15 protein-coding genes and 2 tRNA genes are annotated in these 22,431 nt (G+C 47.4%); 3 read left to right on the top strand and 14 right to left on the bottom strand.

All coding sequences use genetic code 11. From position 1 onward, the window contains the following. Window positions 1–205 precede the first annotated feature (205 nt). Complete coding sequence (locus K6Y21_RS03535) at window positions 206–1,204, top strand: YARHG domain-containing protein (RefSeq protein ID WP_233070359.1); 999 nt, start codon at window positions 206–208, stop codon at window positions 1,202–1,204. A 52-nt stretch (window positions 1,205–1,256) separates the two neighbouring features. Here the strand turns inward: K6Y21_RS03535 and K6Y21_RS03530 are convergent, their stop codons facing one another. From K6Y21_RS03530 to K6Y21_RS03490, 9 genes are all read right to left on the bottom strand, one after another. Continuing rightward, entirely contained in the window at window positions 1,257–2,459 is a 1,203-nt protein-coding gene (locus tag K6Y21_RS03530; protein WP_233070358.1) for a VWA domain-containing protein, read from the bottom strand. Beyond that, window positions 2,447–4,768 (bottom strand): DUF5682 family protein, encoded by a 2,322-nt coding sequence (locus K6Y21_RS03525; protein ID WP_233070357.1) that lies wholly within the window; start codon window positions 4,766–4,768, stop codon window positions 2,447–2,449. Before K6Y21_RS03525 ends, K6Y21_RS03530 begins: the two co-directional genes overlap by 13 nt. 9 nt (window positions 4,769–4,777) lie before the next feature. Continuing rightward, window positions 4,778–5,857: an ATP-binding protein gene (locus K6Y21_RS03520; RefSeq protein WP_233070356.1), complete on the bottom strand. Its 1,080-nt coding sequence runs from the start codon at window positions 5,855–5,857 to the stop codon at window positions 4,778–4,780. A 17-nt stretch (window positions 5,858–5,874) separates the two neighbouring features. Then, on the bottom strand, window positions 5,875–7,425 hold the full coding sequence (locus K6Y21_RS03515) for a DUF5691 domain-containing protein (RefSeq protein WP_233070355.1): 1,551 nt from the start codon (window positions 7,423–7,425) through the stop codon (window positions 5,875–5,877). Further along, window positions 7,419–8,807: an SWIM zinc finger family protein gene (locus K6Y21_RS03510; protein ID WP_233070354.1), complete on the bottom strand. Its 1,389-nt coding sequence runs from the start codon at window positions 8,805–8,807 to the stop codon at window positions 7,419–7,421. Before K6Y21_RS03510 ends, K6Y21_RS03515 begins: the two co-directional genes overlap by 7 nt. A gap of 231 nt (window positions 8,808–9,038) precedes the next feature. After that, complete coding sequence (locus K6Y21_RS03505) at window positions 9,039–10,787, bottom strand: ABC transporter ATP-binding protein (protein WP_233070353.1); 1,749 nt, start codon at window positions 10,785–10,787, stop codon at window positions 9,039–9,041. Between the two features lies 1 nt (window position 10,788). Continuing rightward, window positions 10,789–12,552 (bottom strand): ABC transporter ATP-binding protein, encoded by a 1,764-nt coding sequence (locus K6Y21_RS03500; RefSeq protein WP_233070352.1) that lies wholly within the window; start codon window positions 12,550–12,552, stop codon window positions 10,789–10,791. Beyond that, on the bottom strand, window positions 12,549–13,226 hold the full coding sequence (locus tag K6Y21_RS03495) for an acyltransferase (RefSeq protein WP_233070351.1): 678 nt from the start codon (window positions 13,224–13,226) through the stop codon (window positions 12,549–12,551). The genes K6Y21_RS03500 and K6Y21_RS03495 overlap by 4 nt, the downstream gene beginning before the upstream one ends. Further along, on the bottom strand, window positions 13,226–14,140 hold the full coding sequence (locus tag K6Y21_RS03490) for a glycosyltransferase (RefSeq protein ID WP_233070350.1): 915 nt from the start codon (window positions 14,138–14,140) through the stop codon (window positions 13,226–13,228). Before K6Y21_RS03490 ends, K6Y21_RS03495 begins: the two co-directional genes overlap by 1 nt. Window positions 14,141–14,537: 397 nt before the next feature. Between K6Y21_RS03490 and K6Y21_RS03485 the strand changes: the two genes are divergently transcribed. After that, window positions 14,538–16,844, top strand: a complete 2,307-nt coding sequence (locus K6Y21_RS03485) for a winged helix-turn-helix domain-containing protein (protein ID WP_233070349.1) — start codon at window positions 14,538–14,540, stop codon at window positions 16,842–16,844. A gap of 25 nt (window positions 16,845–16,869) precedes the next feature. Here K6Y21_RS03485 and K6Y21_RS03480 read toward each other — a convergent pair whose 3' ends face one another. The 3 genes from K6Y21_RS03480 to K6Y21_RS03470 all read right to left on the bottom strand — a co-directional run bounded on the left by K6Y21_RS03480 (window position 16,870) and on the right by K6Y21_RS03470 (window position 17,612). Beyond that, window positions 16,870–17,325, bottom strand: coding sequence for a dCMP deaminase family protein (locus K6Y21_RS03480; protein ID WP_233070348.1), 456 nt, complete (start codon window positions 17,323–17,325; stop codon window positions 16,870–16,872). A 116-nt stretch (window positions 17,326–17,441) separates the two neighbouring features. Further along, window positions 17,442–17,518 (bottom strand) — tRNA-Val (locus K6Y21_RS03475). Window positions 17,519–17,535: 17 nt separating this feature from the next. After that, window positions 17,536–17,612 (bottom strand) — tRNA-Val (locus tag K6Y21_RS03470). A 302-nt stretch (window positions 17,613–17,914) separates the two neighbouring features. Here K6Y21_RS03470 and K6Y21_RS03465 point away from each other — a divergent pair. Beyond that, window positions 17,915–18,682 carry a substrate-binding periplasmic protein gene (locus K6Y21_RS03465; RefSeq protein ID WP_233070347.1) on the top strand — a complete coding sequence of 256 codons (768 nt, stop codon included), beginning with the start codon at window positions 17,915–17,917 and terminating at the stop codon, window positions 18,680–18,682. Here the strand turns inward: K6Y21_RS03465 and K6Y21_RS03460 are convergent. Both K6Y21_RS03460 and K6Y21_RS03455 read right to left on the bottom strand, forming a co-directional pair. Further along, a complete protein-coding gene (locus K6Y21_RS03460; protein ID WP_233070346.1) occupies window positions 18,675–20,123 on the bottom strand; it encodes an MltF family protein in 1,449 nt (482 codons plus the stop codon). The two genes, K6Y21_RS03465 and K6Y21_RS03460, sit on opposite strands and share 8 nt — an antisense overlap. Before the next feature lie 65 nt (window positions 20,124–20,188). Next, window positions 20,189–22,411 carry an NADP-dependent isocitrate dehydrogenase gene (locus K6Y21_RS03455; RefSeq protein WP_233070343.1) on the bottom strand — a complete coding sequence of 741 codons (2,223 nt, stop codon included), beginning with the start codon at window positions 22,409–22,411 and terminating at the stop codon, window positions 20,189–20,191. Window positions 22,412–22,431: the final 20 nt, after the last annotated feature.

The following is a 22,431-nucleotide window of genomic DNA, read 5'->3' as shown; positions in this document are numbered from 1 at the left end:
TTTCTTAAAGCGCTAGATTGCTAGCTCTGTCACTTTGGCAACAATCTTTTTCCGGTGTTAATAGCATAACGTTGCTTTATGGCAAGGATAAATCCCCTTGGGGTTATATAAGATCCTAAGACGATTGATAGTTGTGAAAGCATTTCGTTTTCCATCCTGCTGTTGTCAATGTGGACAGAGGTTAACCAGTGATAAGGGATTAAAGATGTTCTATTTATTATTAGTTGCATTAGCGATGACGGGTGAACTTATGCCAGAGGAGCATAATCGATTCTACGTCTTGGCCAATGGAGCAAAGCCGTTGTTGCTGATTAGAGCAGAGGAAGACATTTGGCATGCAAAACAAATCGATCGCGAGAATTTGACATATATTCCCCAAGGGCAATTTCATTTAAATGGCTTGGCGATAGGGCAGAAAACGGAGCAAGGATTTGACTATTACGATATGTCAGAAATGCTGTCGATAGAATCAGTGAATGATCTTGCTCGACGTGAGTTTTTTGAAGTGTCCGATGGGCATATTTATGCCGATCGGCACTACCATCTAAAAGAAAAGTATCAAGGGCTTAAACTGAGGTATTCATCGGCTGATATCAGCGATCCCGGTTTTTCAATTACGGTTTTATGGGAAAAAAAACCAAATCTTGAAATGCTACTTGCAATGAGCGGGAGCAGAAAGTTAAAGCATGCTGATATAGATAAGCTGTCAATTGAGCAACTTAACTTGGCGCGCAATGAAATCTTTGCGCGTCATGGTTATATATTCAAGTCGAAACCGCTGTCTTTCTACTTTAATTCAACCAGTTGGTATCGGCCAACAACAAAAGAAGTGGTGTTATCTGATATTGAAAAATACAATGTTGAGCTATTGCAACACTATGAAGTTGCAAGAACCAACAAGGCTAACATCACACAGCGAGCTCAGCAAAGTATTCAATTTAGAGGTGATTATTTAATTCCCGATTCTGACATTCGATTGTTAGAGCAAGCTGAGTTAATGAAGTATTCTCAACAAGAATTACGCTTGATACGAAACGAGATATTTGCCCGTCATGGATTTGTGTTTCAATCGGCTGAACTCAACGAATATTTCCTCAAAAAGCCTTGGTATCACCCCTTGGCCGACGACGCGGAATTAACGGATGTGGAAGCGGAAAATGTTCGCTTGATCAAATTGATAGAAAAGAGCAAGCTCGGTCAATAATCTAAGCTCGATAGCGCAGCGCTTGCTGCGCAACCGAATAGCGATGACTCAATCACAAGTCTGCTCTGACCGTTTTAATGTCTTGGTCGGCCGCCCAGGCTAATACGTCTTCACGTTTTAGGGCGGTGGCCATGAGATCAGGGAATTGATCAGGCGTGCAAGCAAATACAGGACTACCTATGGCAGCAAATTCAGCGGCCATGTTGCTGTCGTATGAGGGCTTACCGTCATCACTTAATGCTAACAAGGTAATCACGTTGACGTCTTGTTTGGTCAAATTAGCCACGCGGGCTTTTAATTCGCTGGCATTACCACCTTCATACAAGTCGGTGATCAACACTAAGTGGGTTTTACTTGGCCGCTCTATTTTACTTTCGCAATAGGCAACGGCTTGGTTGATGTCCGTGCCTCCGCCCAGTTGCACACCAAACAACACGCTAACGGGATCGGAGAGTTCTTCCGTCATATCAAAAATGGTGGTGTCAAAACAGACTAGCTGAGTTTTCACCGCCGGAATAGAAGCCATTACCGCGGCGAAAATTGAACTATAGACCACAGATGTGGCCATGGAGCCTGATTGGTCAACGCACAAGATCACCTCATCAAGGTCAGTGATACGGCGTTGCTGGCGCATAAAACCAATTAACTTTTCTGGGACTATGGTTTTAAAGTCGTGTTGGTAGTGACGCAAATTGGCGTGTATGGTGCGGTGCCAGTCGATGTCGTTAAATCGGGGGCGAAAGGTCTTTTTCGACTTATTCATTGCCCCTCGAATGGATTCGGTGGTTTTTTGCTCCAAGCGCTTCATTAACTCATCAACCACTTTTTGAATCACTTGCCTAGCCGTATCTAAGGTTTGCTCGGGCATGATAGAGCGTAGGCTAACGAGATCGGCAACCAGATGAACATCGGCTTCAATGGCGGCCAAAAACTCAGGCTCCATCAGCATTTGTTTTAGCCCTAAACGATCAAAAGCATCTTTTTGCACAACTTGGATGACGCTGGCTGGGAAAAACTCACGAATATCACCTAGCCATTCAGCGACGCTTGGCGCAGAGCGAGATAAGCTCCCCCGACCTTTTTGTGAATCTTCGCCGCCATAAACAGCGGTTAATGCACTGGATAAACGCCGATCAGACTCGGATAAACTTGCCCCATTGTCGGTCTCTGCGCCCAGCACTAAACGCCAACGTCGGTCTTTTTCAAGTGCATCGACTTGGTTTGCGTCGTCACTGTAATTATCTATTGTTGCCAATGTTTATCCCTTTTCAGTAAGGCTGAGATCCTATCAAGCTGCTGAGGCCAGCTTGCGATTGCTGCTGGGTTGACTTGCCATTGTGATGGCCCTTGCGCTCGACCTTGTAACACGCGATCTATGAGTCGTTTGCGCTCCATTGAATCAAGATCGGCAAAGATACGGCGAAACAAAGGTAAAAACTCAATAAACGATGGCTCTTCCAATGAGATAAGCCAATGTTCAATGGCAGAAAGCAAAAGGTCGTCATACAGCAGGCGATCAACGGCATTGGTAAAAAAGCCATCAAAGTAGCGCGCGGCGTCGGCCGGTGCGATGGCTGGCGAAAGCATCTTGCCAAGTAGCAAATCTAATTCTTCGTTACTTAGCTTATCGGCTTGATAAAGTAGGCGCGAGCTTAATCCTGCAATTTGTCGATTACTTAAATTGCTCTCTACGATGAATTTTAAACTTTGCCACCATTGCTGCTCAACCTCACAGGTCCAGTCTGTTAACAGCAGTGCCTGATGGGCGTCGCCAATGGCCTGGCGATAATGCCAAGACTCGTCGTCGTCAAGATTTCGACAGGCGTAGGGCATCGCTATCGCTGCTTGCAAGGTTAAACGCTCAATTAACGCATCAATATGCTCAAACGACATCGCGCGGGCCGTGCCATAGCGGCTGATATCGATTAAGGGTGCAATACTTTCTAATAAATCGATGCAATCACTGGTATGGGCCGCGCGTTGTGCCAGTAAATCGATTCCTTGGCTGGCGGCCTGATCAAGCTGTGCTTCTAAACACAGATTAACCTGGCTAGCCAGTTTACTGAGGCTTTTTTCTTGCTGCATCTGCTCTAGCAGCTTATTGGCTGCGGCCTGCTCTATGGTGCTGCCATAAACCAAATTTTCAACGAGTTTAACGGAAAACTCAGGTTGCCACGCCAGCGTCCAGTTTTCTCTAAAGGTGCCGCGGCTTTTGCCGCTATTACCTAGAGTGCCCCAGTCAATGGAAAGAATGGTTAAGCGATGCAATAAAATCGACTTACCTAGGCCCGCATCACTGCGCAAATCCAACGATAACTCCCTTGGCAAGGCCTCGGCTTTGAGTTTGTGCTTTTTTTGCTGCCCTTGTAAATCTTCAATTAACGGGATCAAAGGCGTATCGGCTGGAATATGGCCAACTTGGTTACCCAGTAATAACTGAGATTCAATTTGCTGCCAAATGCTGGCTTCACCAAAACACAAGCAAGCAATGACCGCTTCACGAACTTCTTCAAAGCCCACACTGGGGCGATTACGCACCGCGGCTAATGTTTGGCAAAGCCGGGTGGCTTCAATCACGGAGGCGGTGGAAACGACTTGTCCGGCTTGGCGCAGTTCATTAGCCACTAAGGTAAGCCAATGCGCTATGCGTTGCGGGTGAGCTTGCTGGTGCCATAAGTGATGATACCACATGGGCGCATCAACACCGGCGCCGTAGCCCGAACTGCTTGCTAAACGCGCCGAAGTCCATGGAACCCAAGTAGCTTTGACGTTTTTTTTGGTCAATTTAGCCGGTAAGGTTTTAATCAGCTCACGGTCGCTTTTGGCTGTGTGCTTCGCTTTCAGCGCTGGAACATGCCAAGCACCGCAGACTACGGCGATGGGACCATCAGCGGTTTTTTTGGCTTTGGCAATTTCAAGGCGCATATAGGCTTCGCGTACTAAATCGCGCGCTAAACCGGGATGCGCTGGCGAAATGGTGTCACGAAGCGCCTGCATTGCCGACTCAACAACCGTGAAAATCTCACTATTGCTATCGCCATTTTGCTCAATTAAGTCATTCCACCAAGCTTCCCCATCTTCATAGCCTGCAAGGTGTGCAAGCTCGCCAATGGGGTCAAGTAGCAGCGCATGATCTGATACGCGCTCTGAAATATTAGTGGGCGCTTGGTCTAGTTCACTGTCATCGGGTGAATCACCGTTTTGCTCGCTTTCTTGTTGCTCTTTTTGCTTGTCTTGTAAGTATTTGGCAAGTTGAATATTAACTGGCACATCAATAAACGCCAGCTGGGTTTGATTATGAATCGCGTATAAGGTCGCTTGGTATTCAGGCGAATACTCAACAAAGGGGTAAAACACACTACAACTGGCATCTTCGGCGGCATAAGCCAGCAGTGCAACGGGTGGATGCATATCCTTGGCCGCTAAAAGTGGCAGCAATTCACTGCAATCCGTTGGCCCTTCAATGAGTACACAGGCAGGCTGAAGCGCTTGTAATGCCGCCAGTAAACGTTGACTCGAGCCAGGACCGTGATGGCGAATACCAAAATAATGGATGTCCGACATAGGGCTGCCTTAGAGTACTTCGTTGATTGTCTTGTAGTAATCCGCGTAGCCAGTGCGTTTTTTCAATACCGTTTCTAGGTATTCTTCAAGCACGGCTTTATCTTGTACCGGATCTTTGACGATGGCGCCAACGAGGTTGCTGCTGAGGTTTTCGGCATCTAAGCTGCCATTACCAAACCAGTTTGCCTGACTTAATCCGCCCACCATCACGGCGATGGCTTCGGCGGTGGATAAGTTTCCGGTCGGGGTTTTTAGGGTTACTTTACCGTCTAAGGTTTCACCGCTACGTAGTTCGCGGAAAATGGTGACCACTTTTACGATTTCTTGCTGGGCATCCTTTGGCATAGGCAAGTCTAGGCCGACACTCATTTCAGCCACGCGTTTTGAAATAATGGCGACTTCTTCGTCCATATCGTCTGGTAAAGGCAATACAACCACGTTAAAACGGCGTTTAAGGGCGGCTGATAACTCGTTAACGCCTTTATCACGGTTATTTGCTGTGGCGATAATGTTAAAACCTTTTTGCGCATACACGGCTTGGTTGAGTTCAGGGATGGGCAGCATTTTTTCAGACAGTACAGTAATGAGCGTATCTTGCACATCCGAGCCCATGCGCGTGAGCTCTTCTAAGCGGCATAGGGTGCCCGATTCCATCGCGCGATAAAGCGGAGTGGGCACGAGCGCTTCCTTACTTGGGCCATTCGCTAATAACTGAGCGTAGTTCCAGCCATAGCGGATCTGGTTTTCATCGGTGCCGGCGGTACATTGGATCACTTGGGTACTGTTGTTGCAAATCGCCGCTGCAAGGTGCTCAGATACCCAAGATTTCGCCGTGCCAGGCACGCCCAGTAATAATAACGCGCGGTCGGTGGCTAAGGTGGCCACCGCTGTTTCTATCAAGCGTCGATTGCCAAAATATTTTTGGCTGATTTCAATCCCGTCTTTGGTTTTACCGCCCAATAAATAGGTGACAACGGCTTGAGGTGATAATGCCCAGTTTGCCGGTTTTTTTGCTATGTCTTCGGCCTTAAGTGCTTCTAGCTCGGCTTGATAGGTGACTTCTGCAGGTTGGCGTAAAATACCGCTCATATATGTTTCCTTGTGACTTAAACCTGTTGGCAGGTCGAATCGAATAATTGAATATTAAGTTTCAGCAGATCGAGTATGGGATCGACATTTAATAGGCCTAACTCGTTAAACTGTTTAATAAGCTCTTGGGCGCAGCTTGCGGGTACTAGTAGACCTAGGGCGATAATTTCTCGATGGGTGTAATAGTTATCGATATAGCTAACGTCTTTGAGCTGCTCACGTAGATCTTGACTCAATCTCTGCCAAGCTTGGCTTTGTTTTAATCGCTGCCAATTTAACGCTTCTACCGGATGATCGAGATATTCCAGACAATGATAAAAATTGAAATGGCAGTTTTTATGCTGCAGTAATTGCAGCATCAAATCAGCGCGACGAGGTGTGTCTAATCGCGGCAACAGCTGGTGGATCAGGGTCAGATTGGACTCATGGTCGGTTAAGCCGTTTAGCAGCGCATCAAGTAACCTAGCGATTAAGTCATCGGGCAAGGTTTGCACTGCATTATGAACAAATTGCTCATTGTCGTGAGGACGATTATCACTGAACTGCCATCCAGAAATAAGCTGAGTTAAATCAAGCTTTAGGGCCTTAGCAAAACAGCTAAGGTCGACTTGCTCTAGCCATTGTGACCGCAGCGCTTGCTGTTTTTGGCTTTTCAGCGGCTTGGGTAGGAGCAAGGTTTTCTTTTTAAGTAGGCCTTTGGTTTTGATCTCAAACCATTGGGCAAGTTCGGTTGCCAACGCAGCTTGTTGCTCGCCATCTTGCTCAGCCGTGATGCCTAAGCGCATTAATAGCTGCTGCGACAGCTGGACTATTTTCTTAGAGCGGTCTTCGCCTAGACTTTGTAAATAGCCGACATCGTCATGACTAAGGCCAATGGCTAGGGTTTCTACGATTTTATATCGCTTATCAGCGACTTCTTTGGCCGCGCAGTTGGTAATGAGCTCGCGGGCGTTGGCTGCATCGGTTTGGCGCATGGCCCGTAATAATTCAAGACGCTGTGCCGGATAAAAATGATCCCAAGTTTCACATGTTAGTATTTGATGATCTGCGCTTGGTGTGTTGGCGTGATCCGCAACCCACTGGCACCAAGGCCAATAGATGGCAGGGACATCATCGCTGGCTTTAGGGAGCCAGTCGGCCGGATGCGCCGTATAACCACGAGCAAGTAGCAGATTTAACAAATGCCCTTGATGACTCATTTGCTGCTTTTCAATTAATTCAAGGCAGCGACGAAACAAGCCTCGCTGGGCTGGCAAAATCGCTGGTAATTCAAGCTCTGGCAGCGTTGCCTTCACCTTGAGTGACTCGGGTGCCGACTTAGTTAACAACCAAGCTTGTTGTTGGGTGGCAAAAATCAGCGCTTGGCGTCGCTGTTGAGCTTGTGTCATGTCAGAGTCAAACTCGGGCCAACTCTTAGGCACACATAGGCTGGTGAGCTGCGTGCTGTTTCCGCCCACTAACCAACGGTTAAATAGAGCATCAATTTTATCTAGATCACTATTAAGATCGTTATCGTGATCATTATCAAGACGATTAATTAGTTCGGTATTTAACTCGTCCATTAACATGCAATGGTTCCCCAACGTTTGGTTTTAGCACTCATCAGCTCGGCCTTGATTCCATCTGAGACAAAAAAGGCATGCTCTAAATCACTGCCAAGTAATACGGGATTAATGTGTTCGTTGCTAAGGGCTAGGGTGGTATTACCATCTTCTGCTTGCCACCAGTAGCTTGTTTGCGGGTCTTTTACAATCCGCCCGCGACCCAGTAGCACAGGGAAACGTTCAAACCAAGGGTAACAAGTCTGATAAAGCGTTAAGGTTTTGGTGTAGTCGCTGTCAACCTGATCCATGGTTGGCTCAAGTTGTTCGACAAGTTGATAATTGCCCAGTAAAGCCCGGGTAGGCAAACGAGCAGGGTAAAAGACAAGCTCTGCCTCCATTAGGCTGCCTATGCTGCTAACCATGCCTTTGCGGCCATTGGACGCAGGATAAAAATCGAGTAATAAGGCGCTTTGGTGGCCTTTGTTTAGATTAACAAACCATTTTGAATGGGCTATCAAACCATCTTTGCGGGTTTCGACGCGCTCGCCGACGGTTTGCCATAAGCCTTTGACTCGTAATGCTTCTGGATTGTTGAGCACTTGCTCTCGGTTTTCAGCAGTGGCAATGGCCCTACGTACATCCACATCATCGCAATCGGTAAACCAAGCTTCGCTGAGGATGGCAAGCTTGCCAAGCTCTTGATAGGTTACATAGGGTTGCTCGCTCGATGCCAATGGTTTTATTTTGGCAGGTAACTCATCGACACGAGCGGCAAAGCCACTGGCTTTAGCATCAACCAAGCGAGATGCGATGCGCCGGCAACGTTCATTAATTTCTTTAATAAAGGTACTGATGCCATTAACTAGCTGGTCATCCAACCATTGCTGAAACTCCACTAAGCCATCGCTGATACTGGCGTCGGTTTTTGCCTTGGTTTGTGCCGCTTTCTTGGCGTTAACAGCGGCTTTTTTTGCCATTTCTTCAGCGCTAACCGCAGGTGTTGGCTCTTCTTGCGTTGCACCGATGTCTTTGGCCACGACAGGCTTATCTTGAGCTGGCGTTGAGCTCGGGGCGCGTCGTGTCCGACCTAACCATTCGGCCACCCATTGGGGCGGCTCGGCAGAGGCAAAGTTCGCATCGGCATCAGAAAACTGCCACATCAACGCGAGCACATGCTTGCAAGGAAATTTGCGCGAAGGGCAAGTGCATTTATAGGTGTGATCGCTTATGTCGGCCACTGTGTAATAAGGCTTAGATCCTGAGCCCTGACATTCACCCCATATGGTATTGATATCTGAGGCTTGGCCGAGCACTGGCCACTTTGCGGGTTTGAGTAATTTTTTGGCCGCATTGAGCGATGCTTGATCAGGGGCAAGCTGCTGCACGGTCTCAAGTGAAATCTCCACGTTCTTTAACTCTTAATAAAGCGAGGTAGATCAAGATTATACGCACACTATTTAGGTAAATCCTAGTCGTCATGATCTGGCTATCAATGCTAAGTGAAAAAAATGTGAACCAAGCTGATCTTTCTACAGAATTTTTAAGTGTGGGGCCCGAGCTCGCTCAGGAAAAGCAGCTTAAGGATAGTCGCAATTCACCGAGCAAGCTCGCCTCTCACTAATGAAGATACCTAATACTTAGGCTAATGCCTTTAGAGTGCAAGGGTTTTGCGCATGGAGCAAATCCCGATAGTGGCCGTTTTGCTGGCTTAGTTGATCATGTGTGCCTTGCTGTTCTATTTCGCCTTGTTCCAACACCAAGATATTGTCGGCTTGGGTGATGGTGCTGAGCTTATGGGCGATGACGATAAGGCTGACCTTAGCGCGAAGTTGGTCTAGCACTCGGGCGATGGCGCGTTCGCTGTCGGGATCCAGACTGGCACTGGCTTCATCTAAGATGATCACTTGGCTTTGGCATAGCATGGCTCTGGCAAAACACAGCAGCTGTTTTTGACCTAGGGTGAGAGCATCGCTTGCGTTATCAAGTTGGGTGTCTAAGCCCTGTTCGAGCTGCTTAAACCAAGTGCCTAACCCCACTTGCTCTAATACCTGAATTAACGCCTCGTCCTTGTGGCTTTGCGTAAGCCATAAGTTTTGACGCAATGTAGCGCTAAGGATAAAGGGTTTTTGCTCTACCAAGCTGATGCCTTGGCGCAGTGAGGCAAGTTGATAATCATCAATGTTAATGCCATCTAGGCAGATATTGCCTTGTTTCGTTTGGTAATAGCCTTTAAGTAATTGGGCGATAGTACTTTTACCACTACCACTGGCGCCCACCAGAGCGAGCATGTCACCTTGCTGTAAGCGAAAAGAAATGTCGTTGAGGGCCTGCTTGTGGGGCTCATAGCCAAAGCTCACCTGATTAAATTCGATAACGGGGCAGTTTGTTAACTTATGCTTGCCAGTGGCGGTTTCACTTGGCTCATCTAATAAACTAAATACGCGCTCGGCAGCGGCAATGGCTTGGACTAGCTCGCCTTGGCTTTGCATCAAGCTAATCAAGGGTTCAAAAAAACGTGAAAGGTAAGCAAAAAAGGCAAACAGCATGCCTAAGGCTAAGGCATCATTTGCCCCTTCGCGTGGGAGTAGGCCGAGACTGATGATCAGCGCCGCCATCATTAATATGCTAAGTAGCTCGAGCATGGGACGCAGCAGTAAGGCTTCAAGGCGAATATTGCGCTGATTTAACGCAATGTTTTGTTTGGCTTTAGCGTTTAATCGCTCGCTAAAGCGTGATTGGGCGTTAAATACCTGCAGTAATAACACTTGTTGCAAGCTTTCGTTTAAAAAACCGTTGATGCTGGCGGCTTGCTGCTTTAACCGCCTGTCCAGGGGCAATGAATAACGGCGATAGGCCAAGAACACGATAGCAAACACGGGGATAAAAGCGATACAAACTAAGGCAAGGTGCACATTGAGCATTAACATGGCGATGATCACCGCAGATACGGTAACCAGATCCCGTATGGTACGGCCAATGATATGAGTAAACAAATGGCGCACGGCTTCTATGTCTTGGCTTAGGGTATGAATGATTTCCCCTTGGCTGCGGCGCTGAAAATACGCCATGGGCAAACTCAGGCAGTGATTAAAGCTTTGCTCGCGTAGCTGATAAATCACCTTGGCCGAGAGTTTAAAATAGCTGACGGATTGGCAATAGGATATTAGGTTGGCCGAGATGATCACTCCAAGATACATCAGTGCGATTTGCACCAGTTGCGCCAGCGGGAAGTGGCCTTGGCTGACAAACTCGTCTATGTAGATCATGGTGAGCCAAGGGGCGAGCATATCCAGCCCAGTGGCAAGCAATAACAAGGCACAGGCCAAGGCAAGGTTTTTTTTGAAATGAAGGCTGTAGCGCAGCAGGCGCACTAAGGTTGATGGCATCTTATTGCTCCTTAGTTGACTGTATTAGTTGGCGCGTTTGGCTTGGTTGACATTGCTGCTGATACCAAGGACTTTGCGCCATCAATGCTTGATGGGTGAGATAAAGCGGGCCTTGCTGCGGACGTAGCAGTAACACCTTGTCGGTATGGGGCAGTAATTCAAAGCGGCTAGTCGCTAAGATCACGGTTTTAGTTTCGCCCATCCAACATTTAAGGTTAAACAATAGCTGGCTACAGGTGGCGGCGTCTAACGCGGACAAGCTGTCATCGAGTAATAACACATCAGCATCGGTGAGTAGGGCGCGGGCAATGGCAAGACGCTGACGCTGACCGCCAGAAAGTTGATTGCCTTGCTCGCCGATTTGTGTGTCTAACCCGTTTGCCATGACGGCAAGTTCTTGGCTTAAGCAAGCAAGCTCTGCCGCATGCTCAATTTGCGCTGTGCTGGCATGGGGGGCGCCAAGGGCAATATTGTCGCGTACCGTGCCACTAAACAAGCCGCAGTCTTGGGGCACATAAGCAATACTGGCGTTGGGATGCAGCAAACGGCTAACGCTATGTAGTACTTCAGAGCCGAGTAACAAACGTAATAGGCTAGATTTACCGCTGGCCACGGGGCCAACGATGGCCTGCAATTGCCCCTGTTTGGCTTGGAAATGAATATCTTGCAGCAGGCTGCTATTTGAATCGAAACGGGATTCATTGGCGACTTGTTCGTTATGATGGGCAAAGTAATCCAAATCGAGTTTAATCAAGGTGGTGAGTTGGCTGGGCTCGGTCGGGGCCTTATCGGCTAAACCTACTTGTTGATCGTTGAGCACTTGGTTAATGCGTTGCATCGAAACCGATGCGCTATTAATGGTGGTGTAAAGCAAGCCAAAGGCATTGAGGGGCCAGATCAAATAACCCAGGTAAAGATTAAACGCCAATAATTGGCCTAGAGTGAGTTGCTGCTGGGCAATCAGTACGCTACCCACGCCTAAGGTAAGTAAGAAGGTGGTAGAGGCGATCAGTGCTGTAGTGGGCTCATATTTGGCTTCTACTTCGGCTTGGGCTATGTTGGCTTGGGTCAGCGCGCTTAACTGCTGCTGATATTGCGCCGTGGCTAGGCTTTCACAAGCGTGACCTTTTAGCACACTGATGCCATTAATGGTTTGCTGGACTTGTTGATAAAACAAACCCAACTGCTGCTGAGATTGCATCACCCGGCTTTGCATTTGTTGGCCGTAGCTTTTGATAAGCCAAGCCAGAATAGGCAAGGGCAACAGCACCACTAAGGTGAGCAGCCAGCTGATTTGGCTTGCCAGCATCACCAGGACTAAACTCGACATGACAAAGGCATCAACAAAAAAGATCACGCCATTGCCCACGCCTTGACTGACGGCATTAACATCGGAATTAAGGTGATTGAGTAACTTGGCGCTGGAATGGCGCTGAAAAAACGGCCTAGGCATGCTGCAGCAATGGCGATAGAGCTGGATCATCAAGCGTCGCTCTAGCTCTAAGGCGCTGCCAAATAAGAAGTAACGCCAGAAAAAACGCAGCATATAGGTGCCAAAGGCTAACCCCACTAATAGTAAAGCCGTTGGCCAAATTTCAGCTAGCCTGAACTGCTCGCTGACGGCCAGCTGATCGACAAGTTCGGCAATTAACAGGGGGGGTAGCAAGCTAATGATGGAAGCGACAACGATCGCCAAAATGATCGCGCCATAGCGCCACTTATGCTGCTTTATAAACCAACTGATTTGATGATAAAACCCTATCATGATGCCGCCTTAACCATTTCAGCAGACAGGTGCTTGACCACTTTCGCAGGATTGCCAAGGGCGATGGCATTGGCGGGCACACTTTCATAGACCACACTACCTGCGCCTATGATAGCGTTATCACCAATTTCCACGCCTTTTAAGATCATGGCATTGGCGCCGACCCAAACATTATCACCAATGTGCACTGGCTTAGGCTTAAGCGCAGCGATTTCACCCGCTTCACCACGGCCGGTTAAGGTATGACCGCTGCAATCCATGATGGTCACCATGGGGCCAAATACCACCTTATTGCCTATGCTGACCAGCTCATAGGCGACAATGGCGGTGCCTTGTAGTTGTACATTATTACCTATGCTAATACTGCCCGGTTTGCCTTGGTTGCATTTCACCACCGTGAGCTTAACGCTCTGATTGTGAAACGCAGGCGCGCAGGTTGACTCTAAATAGCAATGATCGCCAATGCTGATGCAGTGCTCAAAATCCTTGAGTTGCAGCGGCGCTGGGGTAAATTGCTGATCCGTAACCTGAGTAAAGGCGATGCGCGGAATGCCTGAGATATAGCCCAACTTGCCCAGTTTTATCTTAGCTTGCTTAAGTTGCCATAACAGATGGTCGATATCCTCGTCCATCTGATCGTGGCGACTAACATAGTGATGCTGGTAATGTGCCATTAGCCGACGAGCTCCATGGTTGAGCGGCCACCAAAGCGGGTGATCACCTCGTTAAGGGACATATTGGGCTCACCGTATAGGTCGCCATAGAAGCTGGTTTCCCATAGTTGGTACTTTTTGTGCAAATCTTGGGCTATGTTGACGCCTTGATTGTTTTTGTCATCTTCGCCTTCTTCCGGGTGTGGCCAGTGAAACGAGCAAATATCGCGATCAAGATGAAAGGTGCTGCCGGCTTGGAACAAACGGATGCCAAGATCCACGTCCTCACCGCCCCAAGAGGTAAAGCTCTCATCAAAGCCGCCAACGCGAATAAACAGCTGGCGCTCAACGGAAACATGACAAGTCCAAAAGATGTCAAACGGTGCGGGCCATTGGCTTAAGTCTGCGCCCATCAACTGATACTGAGGCTCACGCTGATCCAGCGCTTGAACGTCTTTTAAATAAGCCAAACTGGCATCGGCATTATGACTGCTCATCATAGGAATAGCGCGCTCAATCTCTTTACCGCGTAAACCAAAGGCATAGACATAACCAATGATGCTGAGCGGCTTGGTCGAGCTTTGATGTTTGGCTAAATGCAGCGCTAAAGTGTGAGGTGCAAGCACCACACTGGTGTCAATAAACACCAGATAGTCACCTTCGGCGATGGCAGCGCCTATGTTGCGCGCTTTACCGGCGCGAAAGCCTTTATCTTGCTGGTGGAAGTATTTGATATCTAATACATCAGTAAATGATTCACACACGGCTTGGCTGTGATCAACCGAGCCATCGTCAACCACGATGACTTCAAATTCACTGCGCGGCAAGGTTTGCTGCTGCAATGACGTTAAGGTGTGGCGTAGTAGTTCGGCGCGGTTGTACGTGGGGATCACGACGCTGATTAGTTTACTTGGTTCAAGTTGTTGAGCTGACATTGTTTAACCTTAGTCGTCCACTCATCCTTGCTGGTGATAACTTTTAAATCCGTTAAAAGTTAAATTGAAACGTTTTGATAACAAACGCTAAGCATGATATTTGCTTGACAGAAAAAGTCTGTAATGGAAAAGTAATCATTTTCTGATACTTAATAAAAAACAATAAATACAATAGGATAAGCAAAAACGATTAGAATAAACTTAGATCTTCATTAGCTCATAACTCAGTATTTTTTATGAGTTTTGGAGATGACTTTAGTGAAATTGACTCAACCATTAAGCAAAGAGGATGTAAACAACAGGTTGAGCATGATGATTTAGCACATAACCCTTTTCACTGTCAGCGCTAAGCAATGTGTGATCGGGCAAAAAGGCCTCATTTCATACAAGGATATTTATGCAGTACAAGGTAGGCGACTGGTTGGTTGTCGCTAACGAGAACAAATTAACCAATAGAGATGGCACAAAATCCGTTGAGCCTAAGGTGATGACACTTCTTATGTATTTGTGTCAGCACCCAGAAGAAGTGAAAAGTGTTGAACAATTACTGGCTGATGTTTGGCCTGACAGGGTGGTGACCGAAGCCTCGATTTATCAAACTATTGCCCAATTACGTAAAGCGTTAGGTGATAAGGCAAGTCAGCCTCACTATATCGTGACGGTGCCTAAAAAAGGCTACAAATTAATTGCGCCAGTGGATCTGGTTGAGCCAAAAGAGGGGGCGACCCCCACCAAGGAGAGCCGTGCAATCACGCAGTCTATTGCCAACCCTTTAATGTCTGTCGAAGCCAATATCCCACTGGCAGAGCAGCAGGCTAAGGTGCAGACCGACAAACCATCACGCCAAAACTTCTGGCCATGGCAGGCAAAATTATTTCGCCGTGCGAGGTGGCTAGGGGCATTAGTGTTGGTCATCGTCGCTGTTATACTGAATTGGCATTTTCCCACTGCTATCACGCAACCAAGCCAAGTAGCGACCATTGCCATTTTGCCTTTTCAGCATCTGGGGTTAAGGCATGATCCGCAACAAATGGCTCAGGTATCTGCCAGAGGGCTGAGCTACCTGTTCAATCGGGTGACTAACTTAGACACAGTATCGTTCACGTCCAGTGAGGCCGCCGCGCGCAGTGGCGGATCGGCCGTTGACATAGCCGATACACTCGACGCAGATTATTTAGTTGAGGGGCAGGTTGAGGTGCTGGCCTCGGGCACCTTTCACCTTGAAGTTTCATTGATCAGAGGCGAAGATGGCATTCAGATCTGGTCAGGTGGGCGTGATGTTAACCCAAACCAACAAGAGCAAGTACACCTTGATTTGATCAAGCAAATGCTAGCAGCGCTCGACAACAAGGATCTTAAATTCAAAGATACACACGCCTTGCACCGCAAAGCGAATGCCTTAATCGCCCAACATACGCCAGCAGCCTATGATGAGGCCATTAACTTGCTGTTAACTGTCACCCAGTTTGACGATCAAAACAGTCAAGCTTTTGCCGAATTATCCCAATTATACTTAGCCAAATATAATGGGGAGCAAGATAAGCAGGAATGGTTAACGCTAGCGAAGCAACACCTGTATCGATCGCTGAGTATTGCCCCTGGCGCAGCTCATAGCCTTATAGCGTTGGCACAAATCCAATTTGACGCGGGGGATTATCGTCAAGCTCGGCAATCACTCTCCCTAGTATTAGGGGCTGAGCCCGAAAACTTAATGGCCAATCTTATCTTGATCAGTTGTCATCTTGCAGAGCAAAAACTCTATCATGCTAAGCGAGTTTTGCTGACTCTAGCGCAAGACGTTAAAAAAGATCTAAGGGTGATGTTGCTCAATGCCATAGTGGCTATTCAGATGGGACATCAAGTCAACAAGCATTTAAGCCTGATAGATAAGCTAATCAACGCGCCCCAAGCCAACCCGATGCCGTATCATTTCAGTGAGCTGGCGATAAATACGGCTTTACTCACTGGTGCCCATCAATATGCGCTAAGCTGGTCACAAAGGCGTTTGCAACTCACTCCTCAACATCATGTTACTGGTATTTTACAAAGCCTAGCGCTGGTGGGGGTCAAAGAGTTGTCTAAAGCCGAGCAGGTGCTTGCAACCTTAGCACATCGTCCAATCACAGAAACCTTTAGTGCCTATCAAGCCCTGTATTTAGCCAACCAACAACAACATGCCTTGCTTGCCTTGGTCGAGCGCAGTGAAAAACAACTTGGATCAGCTAGCGCTACGTCTTCATTCAAGCTTATCCATGGCATGGCGGCCCTTTACGCAGGTGAGTTTGCCATCGCAAGCGATAAATTGAGCCAAGGCATCAAACAACAGAGCCAGTATGAGCATCGCCGGTTACAATTTCCTTTATACTATGGCAGTTTGGCCTATAGCTTAAGCCAACAAGGTCGGCCCGTTGAAGCGGCAAAATATCGTCAATTGGGTTTACAGCAAATCAACGCCCTAGAAAATGATGGGGTAAAACTGGCGCAAATTGAGGTGCTTCGCGCCAGATTATATGGGATTTACAACCCGAAGATGGCGATGCACGCCTTAGGTAAGGCCATTAATGCGGGTTACCAAGACGATGTTTACCTAGAGCAGGATCTCGCGCTTATTTCCCTGCACAAAGAAAGGGAGTTTAGCGCCTTAGTAGCGCAGGCGCGCCAAAACAAACAGCGAGCTAGCCTAGCTAAGGTCAATAGGCCCTAGCCATAGCGGCTAGTCAATTAAGGCGCTATTTGTCTAGTAACTTAAGATCATCCAAACTCAACCAGTCTACTTTTACATTGGCTTGGGTGAACATGTCCTGACTGACTTTGATTTTGTCACCCCAACGGGATAAAAAGTCTTCAGTTTGCTCAGGGCAATGGACGACGGCAATACCGGTTTGAATAATTTTGGCGGCGCAATTAGGGCAGGGGAAATGAGTGACCCAAATCTCACAGCCCGCAAGATCGCGTTTGGCAAATAAAATGGCATTTTCTTCGGCGTGTAGGGTTTTTAGTAGCTTCATCTCGCGACTGTCGGTTTCGGCGCTGTCAGAAATACCGTGGGGATAACCGTTAAAGCCTAATGAAACGATACGGTTACTTTCTGTTATGACCGCGCCAACTTGAGTAGAGGGGTCTTTACTCCACGAGCTTACCAGCTCTGCCATTTGAAAAAAGCGTGCAGCCCATTTACCTATCATGTGATGTCCTTGTCGATACCATTAAAAAAACAAGATAATTTTGACGCAAGCTACATAAATATACCAGCTAATATAGTAGCTTAAGTGATATATAGGATAATATTCAGCTGTAGAGATGGTACTCGCGAGTAGATTTGAACTACCGACCTCCACCATGTCAAGGTGGCGCTCTAACCAACTGAGCTACGCGAGTATAGGATAGTAAGGAGATGGTACTCGCGAGTAGATTTGAACTACCGACCTCCACCATGTCAAGGTGGCGCTCTAACCAACTGAGCTACGCGAGTATTACCTTAATTTCAACGAACTGGGGTGTCCGTTGGAAACGAGCGCTAGTTTACCAAAGGCAAGCAGGCTGGCAAGTACTTTTTATTGCAAATTGTTTACTTGGTGATTGTTTGTGCGGTTTTAGCCCATTTATCACCCAAATGTCAGCATTGGAGCGAGTGGGCTCACCTTAAGCCTGCTATCTTTCAAGGTTGATGTTAAATAAATCAGCATTAGACAAAGGGGTTACCTATAATTGATATCAACAGCCATTTCATTTGGTTGGCTAATGAGATCCATTGTTAAAATAGGAGTGTTTTAAATGGGTTGTAAATCATTGCAGCTTGCTTGTTTAGCCTTATTTGCCTTGTTTCATGTCAATGCTGTTGCCAAGGAAATCCGCCTTGCTGTCGGCTTAGCCTTACCGCCTTATTACTTAGCACAAACCGAGTCTGGGTTAGAGCTGGAGATCATTGCCGCCGCGTTGGCGGTGAAAGGACACAGTTTAACCCCAGTGTTTGTTCCTTTTGCCAGGGTCATCCCCTCCTTAGCGACAGGCCTTGCCGATGCGGCAGCCCCTACAAATGAAGACTCAAAATATCAAAATGGCTTCTATTCGGAGTCACATATTAGTTATAAAAATGTGGCGGTTAGTATGGTCAACAAGGGTATTGAGATTAAGGATCTCAGCCAATTAGCCGATTATTCCATTGTTGCCTTTCAAAATGCCAGCCAGTACTTGCCAGCCCAATATCAACAAGCGGTGGCAAACAACATGCGCTACAGTGAAAAATCGCGCCAAGATCTGCAAATTAACATGCTCAGTGCAGGGCGGGCAGAGGTGATTGTATTGGATCTGAATATATTTAAGTATTATGCCAAAGAGCAAAATGTGGATACGTCGGCGATGAAAATACATCGCTTGTTTGACCGAGTCGATTACAAGGTCTTGTTTAATGAGGCGCAGTTACGCGATGACTTTAATTTAGGCTTAACTGAGATTCGTAATAACGGCCTTTATCAACAAATATTGGACCGTTATTTACTCTCTGCCACTATTGAACCCGATTCAGCAAGCCAAGCTAATTAGCTGGCGCTGTCATAGGTTTGTTCTTTGCGAGTTCAAAGGACAATTTGTAGGCTAAATAGTACTTGTAGATATTGGCTACGTATTGCACCGTTTCTCGGCCCGTTTCTAATGCGGCAGCGATTTCTACTTGACCAAACCAAACGCTGTCATCTAACCCCATCTCCCGTGCGCGTTTGAGCATTTTATTAAACTTATTTGGCCCTGCATTGTAAGCGGCCCAGATCATGGCTTGACGGTTGTCTGGGCTAAGGGATTTGTTCGCCAAGTAATGTTTATCTATCCAGCGCATATAGCGGGCGGCGGCTTGGATATTACCATCAAGGGTGCGAAAATCCTTAACCTGCATTTCCTTGGCGGTAGCGGGCATCACTTGCATGATACCCACCGCGCCGCGATGACTTACTAATTCGTTGTTAAATTTGGACTCTTGATAGCCCTGTGCAACCAGTGCGATAACGTCTAACTGGTGCTGCTTTGCAGCCTTGGTAAAAGCATGATAAAGGGGGCTGCTCAAATCGGGAGAAAAAGGGGTGGCTTGGGCCCATTTAATGTCTTTGTAGTAACGGTTAAATAGGGTGTTGCCTAACAGCGTCCCTTGCTGGGCTTTTTCTTTAACAAATTGCGATAATAGGCGGTTTAACTCAGGGTTATTTTTACGCGTGGCCCAGCCAATGTGATTATTAACGCTAATAGGCTGCTGGTCATGGATCACTAAGTCTGGAAAAATCTGGACCCACAATTTGGCTTTATAGTCATCAACCACTACAGCTTGGATCATTTCGGCGTCGAGCATCTCAATGAGATCTTCCGAGGTTAAGTAACTGTCCGCCTGTTTGATGTTAATAGGCGCCAAATCCTGTTTAGCTAAAATCCGATTAATTGTCGTTAAGTGCTCGCTGTAACTACTCTTTTGCAACACGTGGACCGTTAACCCGGCTAATTGTTCTAATGTAGTGATCGGTGTAATGGCTTTGTTGGTGACCAACACCTCATTTACGCCGCTGACAAGTGAATCGACAAAACTGACCTGCTGTTGGCGCGCAGAGGTGTTAGATAAAAATGCAGCAATAAAATCGCCTCTCCCTTCGTTAACGGCGGGGATCAACTGGTCAAAGGGGACAGGGATAAATTTAATTTTGGTTTTATCGATTTCTCTTTTGATCCCCTGGTTAAGTTGCGCTTCAAATTGATGCAGTAACTCGGCTTGCAGGCCAAGGATCCGGCCTTTACGAATAAAAAAATCCGTCTTGTTGTAACTGACTAACGCCCGAAGGACACGGCGCTCTTTGATTTCGTCCAGATCACCGAGGAAAGTTTGTTGAGCGTAATAAGGTAAGAAGGCGCTTTGATCTTGGTGTTGACCACTGCTGGCTTTGATTGACTGCCAAGGGAGCAAGGTGGCGAAGAATAACAGGGCCGAAACCCAATGAGGGCGGATCATAGTGCTTTCCTTTTCAAAAAAAAAAGCAGGCCGAAGCCTGCTTATGTTTTAGCTCAAACCATTAATCAGCCAATGATGCCATTAAAGGTTGCGCTTGGGCGCATGGCCGCAGAGGCTTTCGCAAAATCAGGCTGGAAGTAACCGCCTAGATCTGATGGCTTGCCTTCGGTAGCCGCAATTTCAGCTAGGATAGTGGCTTCGTTTTCAGCAAGTGCTTTAGCAATCGGTGCAAAGTGTGCCTGTAGCGCTTCGTCTTGGCTTTGAGTAGCCAGCGCTTGAGCCCAGTACATGGCCAGGTAGAAGTGGCTACCACGGTTATCAAGTTGGCCTGCTTTACGCATTGGCGACTTGTTGGTGTCAAGTAGCTTGCTGGTTGCTTGGTTAAGGGCATCTGCAATCACGAGGGCTTTAGGGTTGTCGTTCTTGTGGCCAAGATCTTCAATTGAAACCGCTAATGCTAAGAATTCACCCAATGAATCCCAACGCAGGTGCGACTCTTGTTCAAACTGTTGCACGTGTTTAGGCGCTGAACCACCCGCACCGGTTTCGTATAAACCACCGCCCGCTAGTAGCGGTACGATAGAAAGCATTTTCGCACTGGTGCCAAGCTCAAGAATTGGGAACAAGTCCGTTAGGTAATCGCGTAGTACGTTACCGGTAACAGAGATAGTATCTTGACCTGCTTTAACGCGATCTAGGGTGTAAGCAATGGCTGCTTCTGGCGCTAGGATCTTAATTTCGAGACCGTCAGTGTCGTGATCAGCTAGATAAGTGTTTACCTTTTTGATTAGGTTGGCATCGTGAGCACGCGCTTCGTTTAGCCAAAATACCGCAGGTGAGCCTGTCGCACGAGCACGGTTAACCGCAAGTTTTACCCAATCTTTGATTGGCTCGTCTTTGGCTTGACACATTCTCCAGATGTCGCCTTGCTCAACAGTGTGCTCCATCAGGGTTTCGCCTGCTTGGTTCACCACGCGAATGCTGCCATCGGCCGGTACTTCAAAGGTTTTATCGTGTGAGCCGTATTCTTCGGCTTTTTGTGCCATTAGGCCAACGTTTGATACGTTACCCATAGAGGTTGGGTCAAACGCGCCGTTTTCTTTACAGAATTGAATAGTTTGCTGGTAGATACCGGCGTAACAACGATCTGGGATCATGGCAATGGTGTCAGCCAGTTTGCCGTCAGGGCCCCACATTTGGCCTGAAGAACGAATCGCTGCTGGCATAGAGGCATCAATGATCACGTCACTTGGTACATGTAGGTTAGTAATGCCTTTGTCTGAATCAACCATGGCTAGAGGTGGCTGCTTTTCATAGACGGCTGCAATGTCCGCTTCGATTTCTGCTTTTTTGTCAGCAGGCAGGTTGGCAATTTTGGCTACCACATCACCGAAACCGTTTTTAGTGTTCACACCTAGCTCTTTAAATAGCTCGCCGTGTTTTTCAAATACATCTTTAAAGTAAACAGAAACCGCGTGACCGAACATGATAGGGTCCGACACTTTCATCATGGTTGCTTTAAGGTGAAGAGACAGCAAAACGCCGTCAGCTTTGGCTTGTTCTATGGCTTGCTCAATAAAGGCACGCAGTGCTTTCGCGCTCATGCGAGCAGAGTCAATCACTTCACCTGCTTGTAAAGGGGTAGACGCTTTTAGGACAGAGACGCTGCCGTCTTTTGCTACGTGCTCAATTTTAACGTCGTCAGCTTGGCTCAAAACAACCGATTGCTCGCTGCCGAAGAAATCATCACCTTGCATGTGGGCAACGCGTGATTTTGATTCTTTGCTCCACACACCCATCGAGTGTGGGTTTTTCTTGGCATATTCTTTAACCGGTGCTGCAACGCGGCGATCTGAATTACCTTCACGTAGTACTGGGTTTACGGCACTGCCTAAGATCTTGGCGTAACGTGCAGCAATCTCTTTTTCTTCGTCTGTGGCAGGGTTAGCTGGGTAATCAGGCAGGTCGTAGCCGTGCTCTTTCAGCTCTTTAATGGCTGCCATAAGCTGAGGAACAGAAGCACTGATGTTTGGCAGTTTGATCATGTTTGCTTCTGGAGTTTTTGCTAATTCGCCAAGCTCACTTAGGGCGTCTGATTGACGTTGTTGCTCAGTTAATTTTTCAGGAAAGTTTGCAATGATGCGTCCTGCAAGAGAGATGTCTTTGGTCTCTACTTCAATCTCACCAGCTTCAGTGAATGCCTTCACGATAGGAAGGAAAGAGTAGGTCGCCAATGCTGGCGCTTCGTCAGTAATGGTGTAAATGATTTTTGAAGTTGGTTTGGTCATGATATTCCTTCGTTTTTGTC

The sequence above is a fragment of the Motilimonas eburnea genome, assembly GCF_021295345.1.
Classification (GTDB): domain Bacteria; phylum Pseudomonadota; class Gammaproteobacteria; order Enterobacterales; family CBDFNC01; genus Motilimonas; species Motilimonas eburnea.
This window is presented reverse-complemented; position numbering and strand designations above follow the sequence as displayed.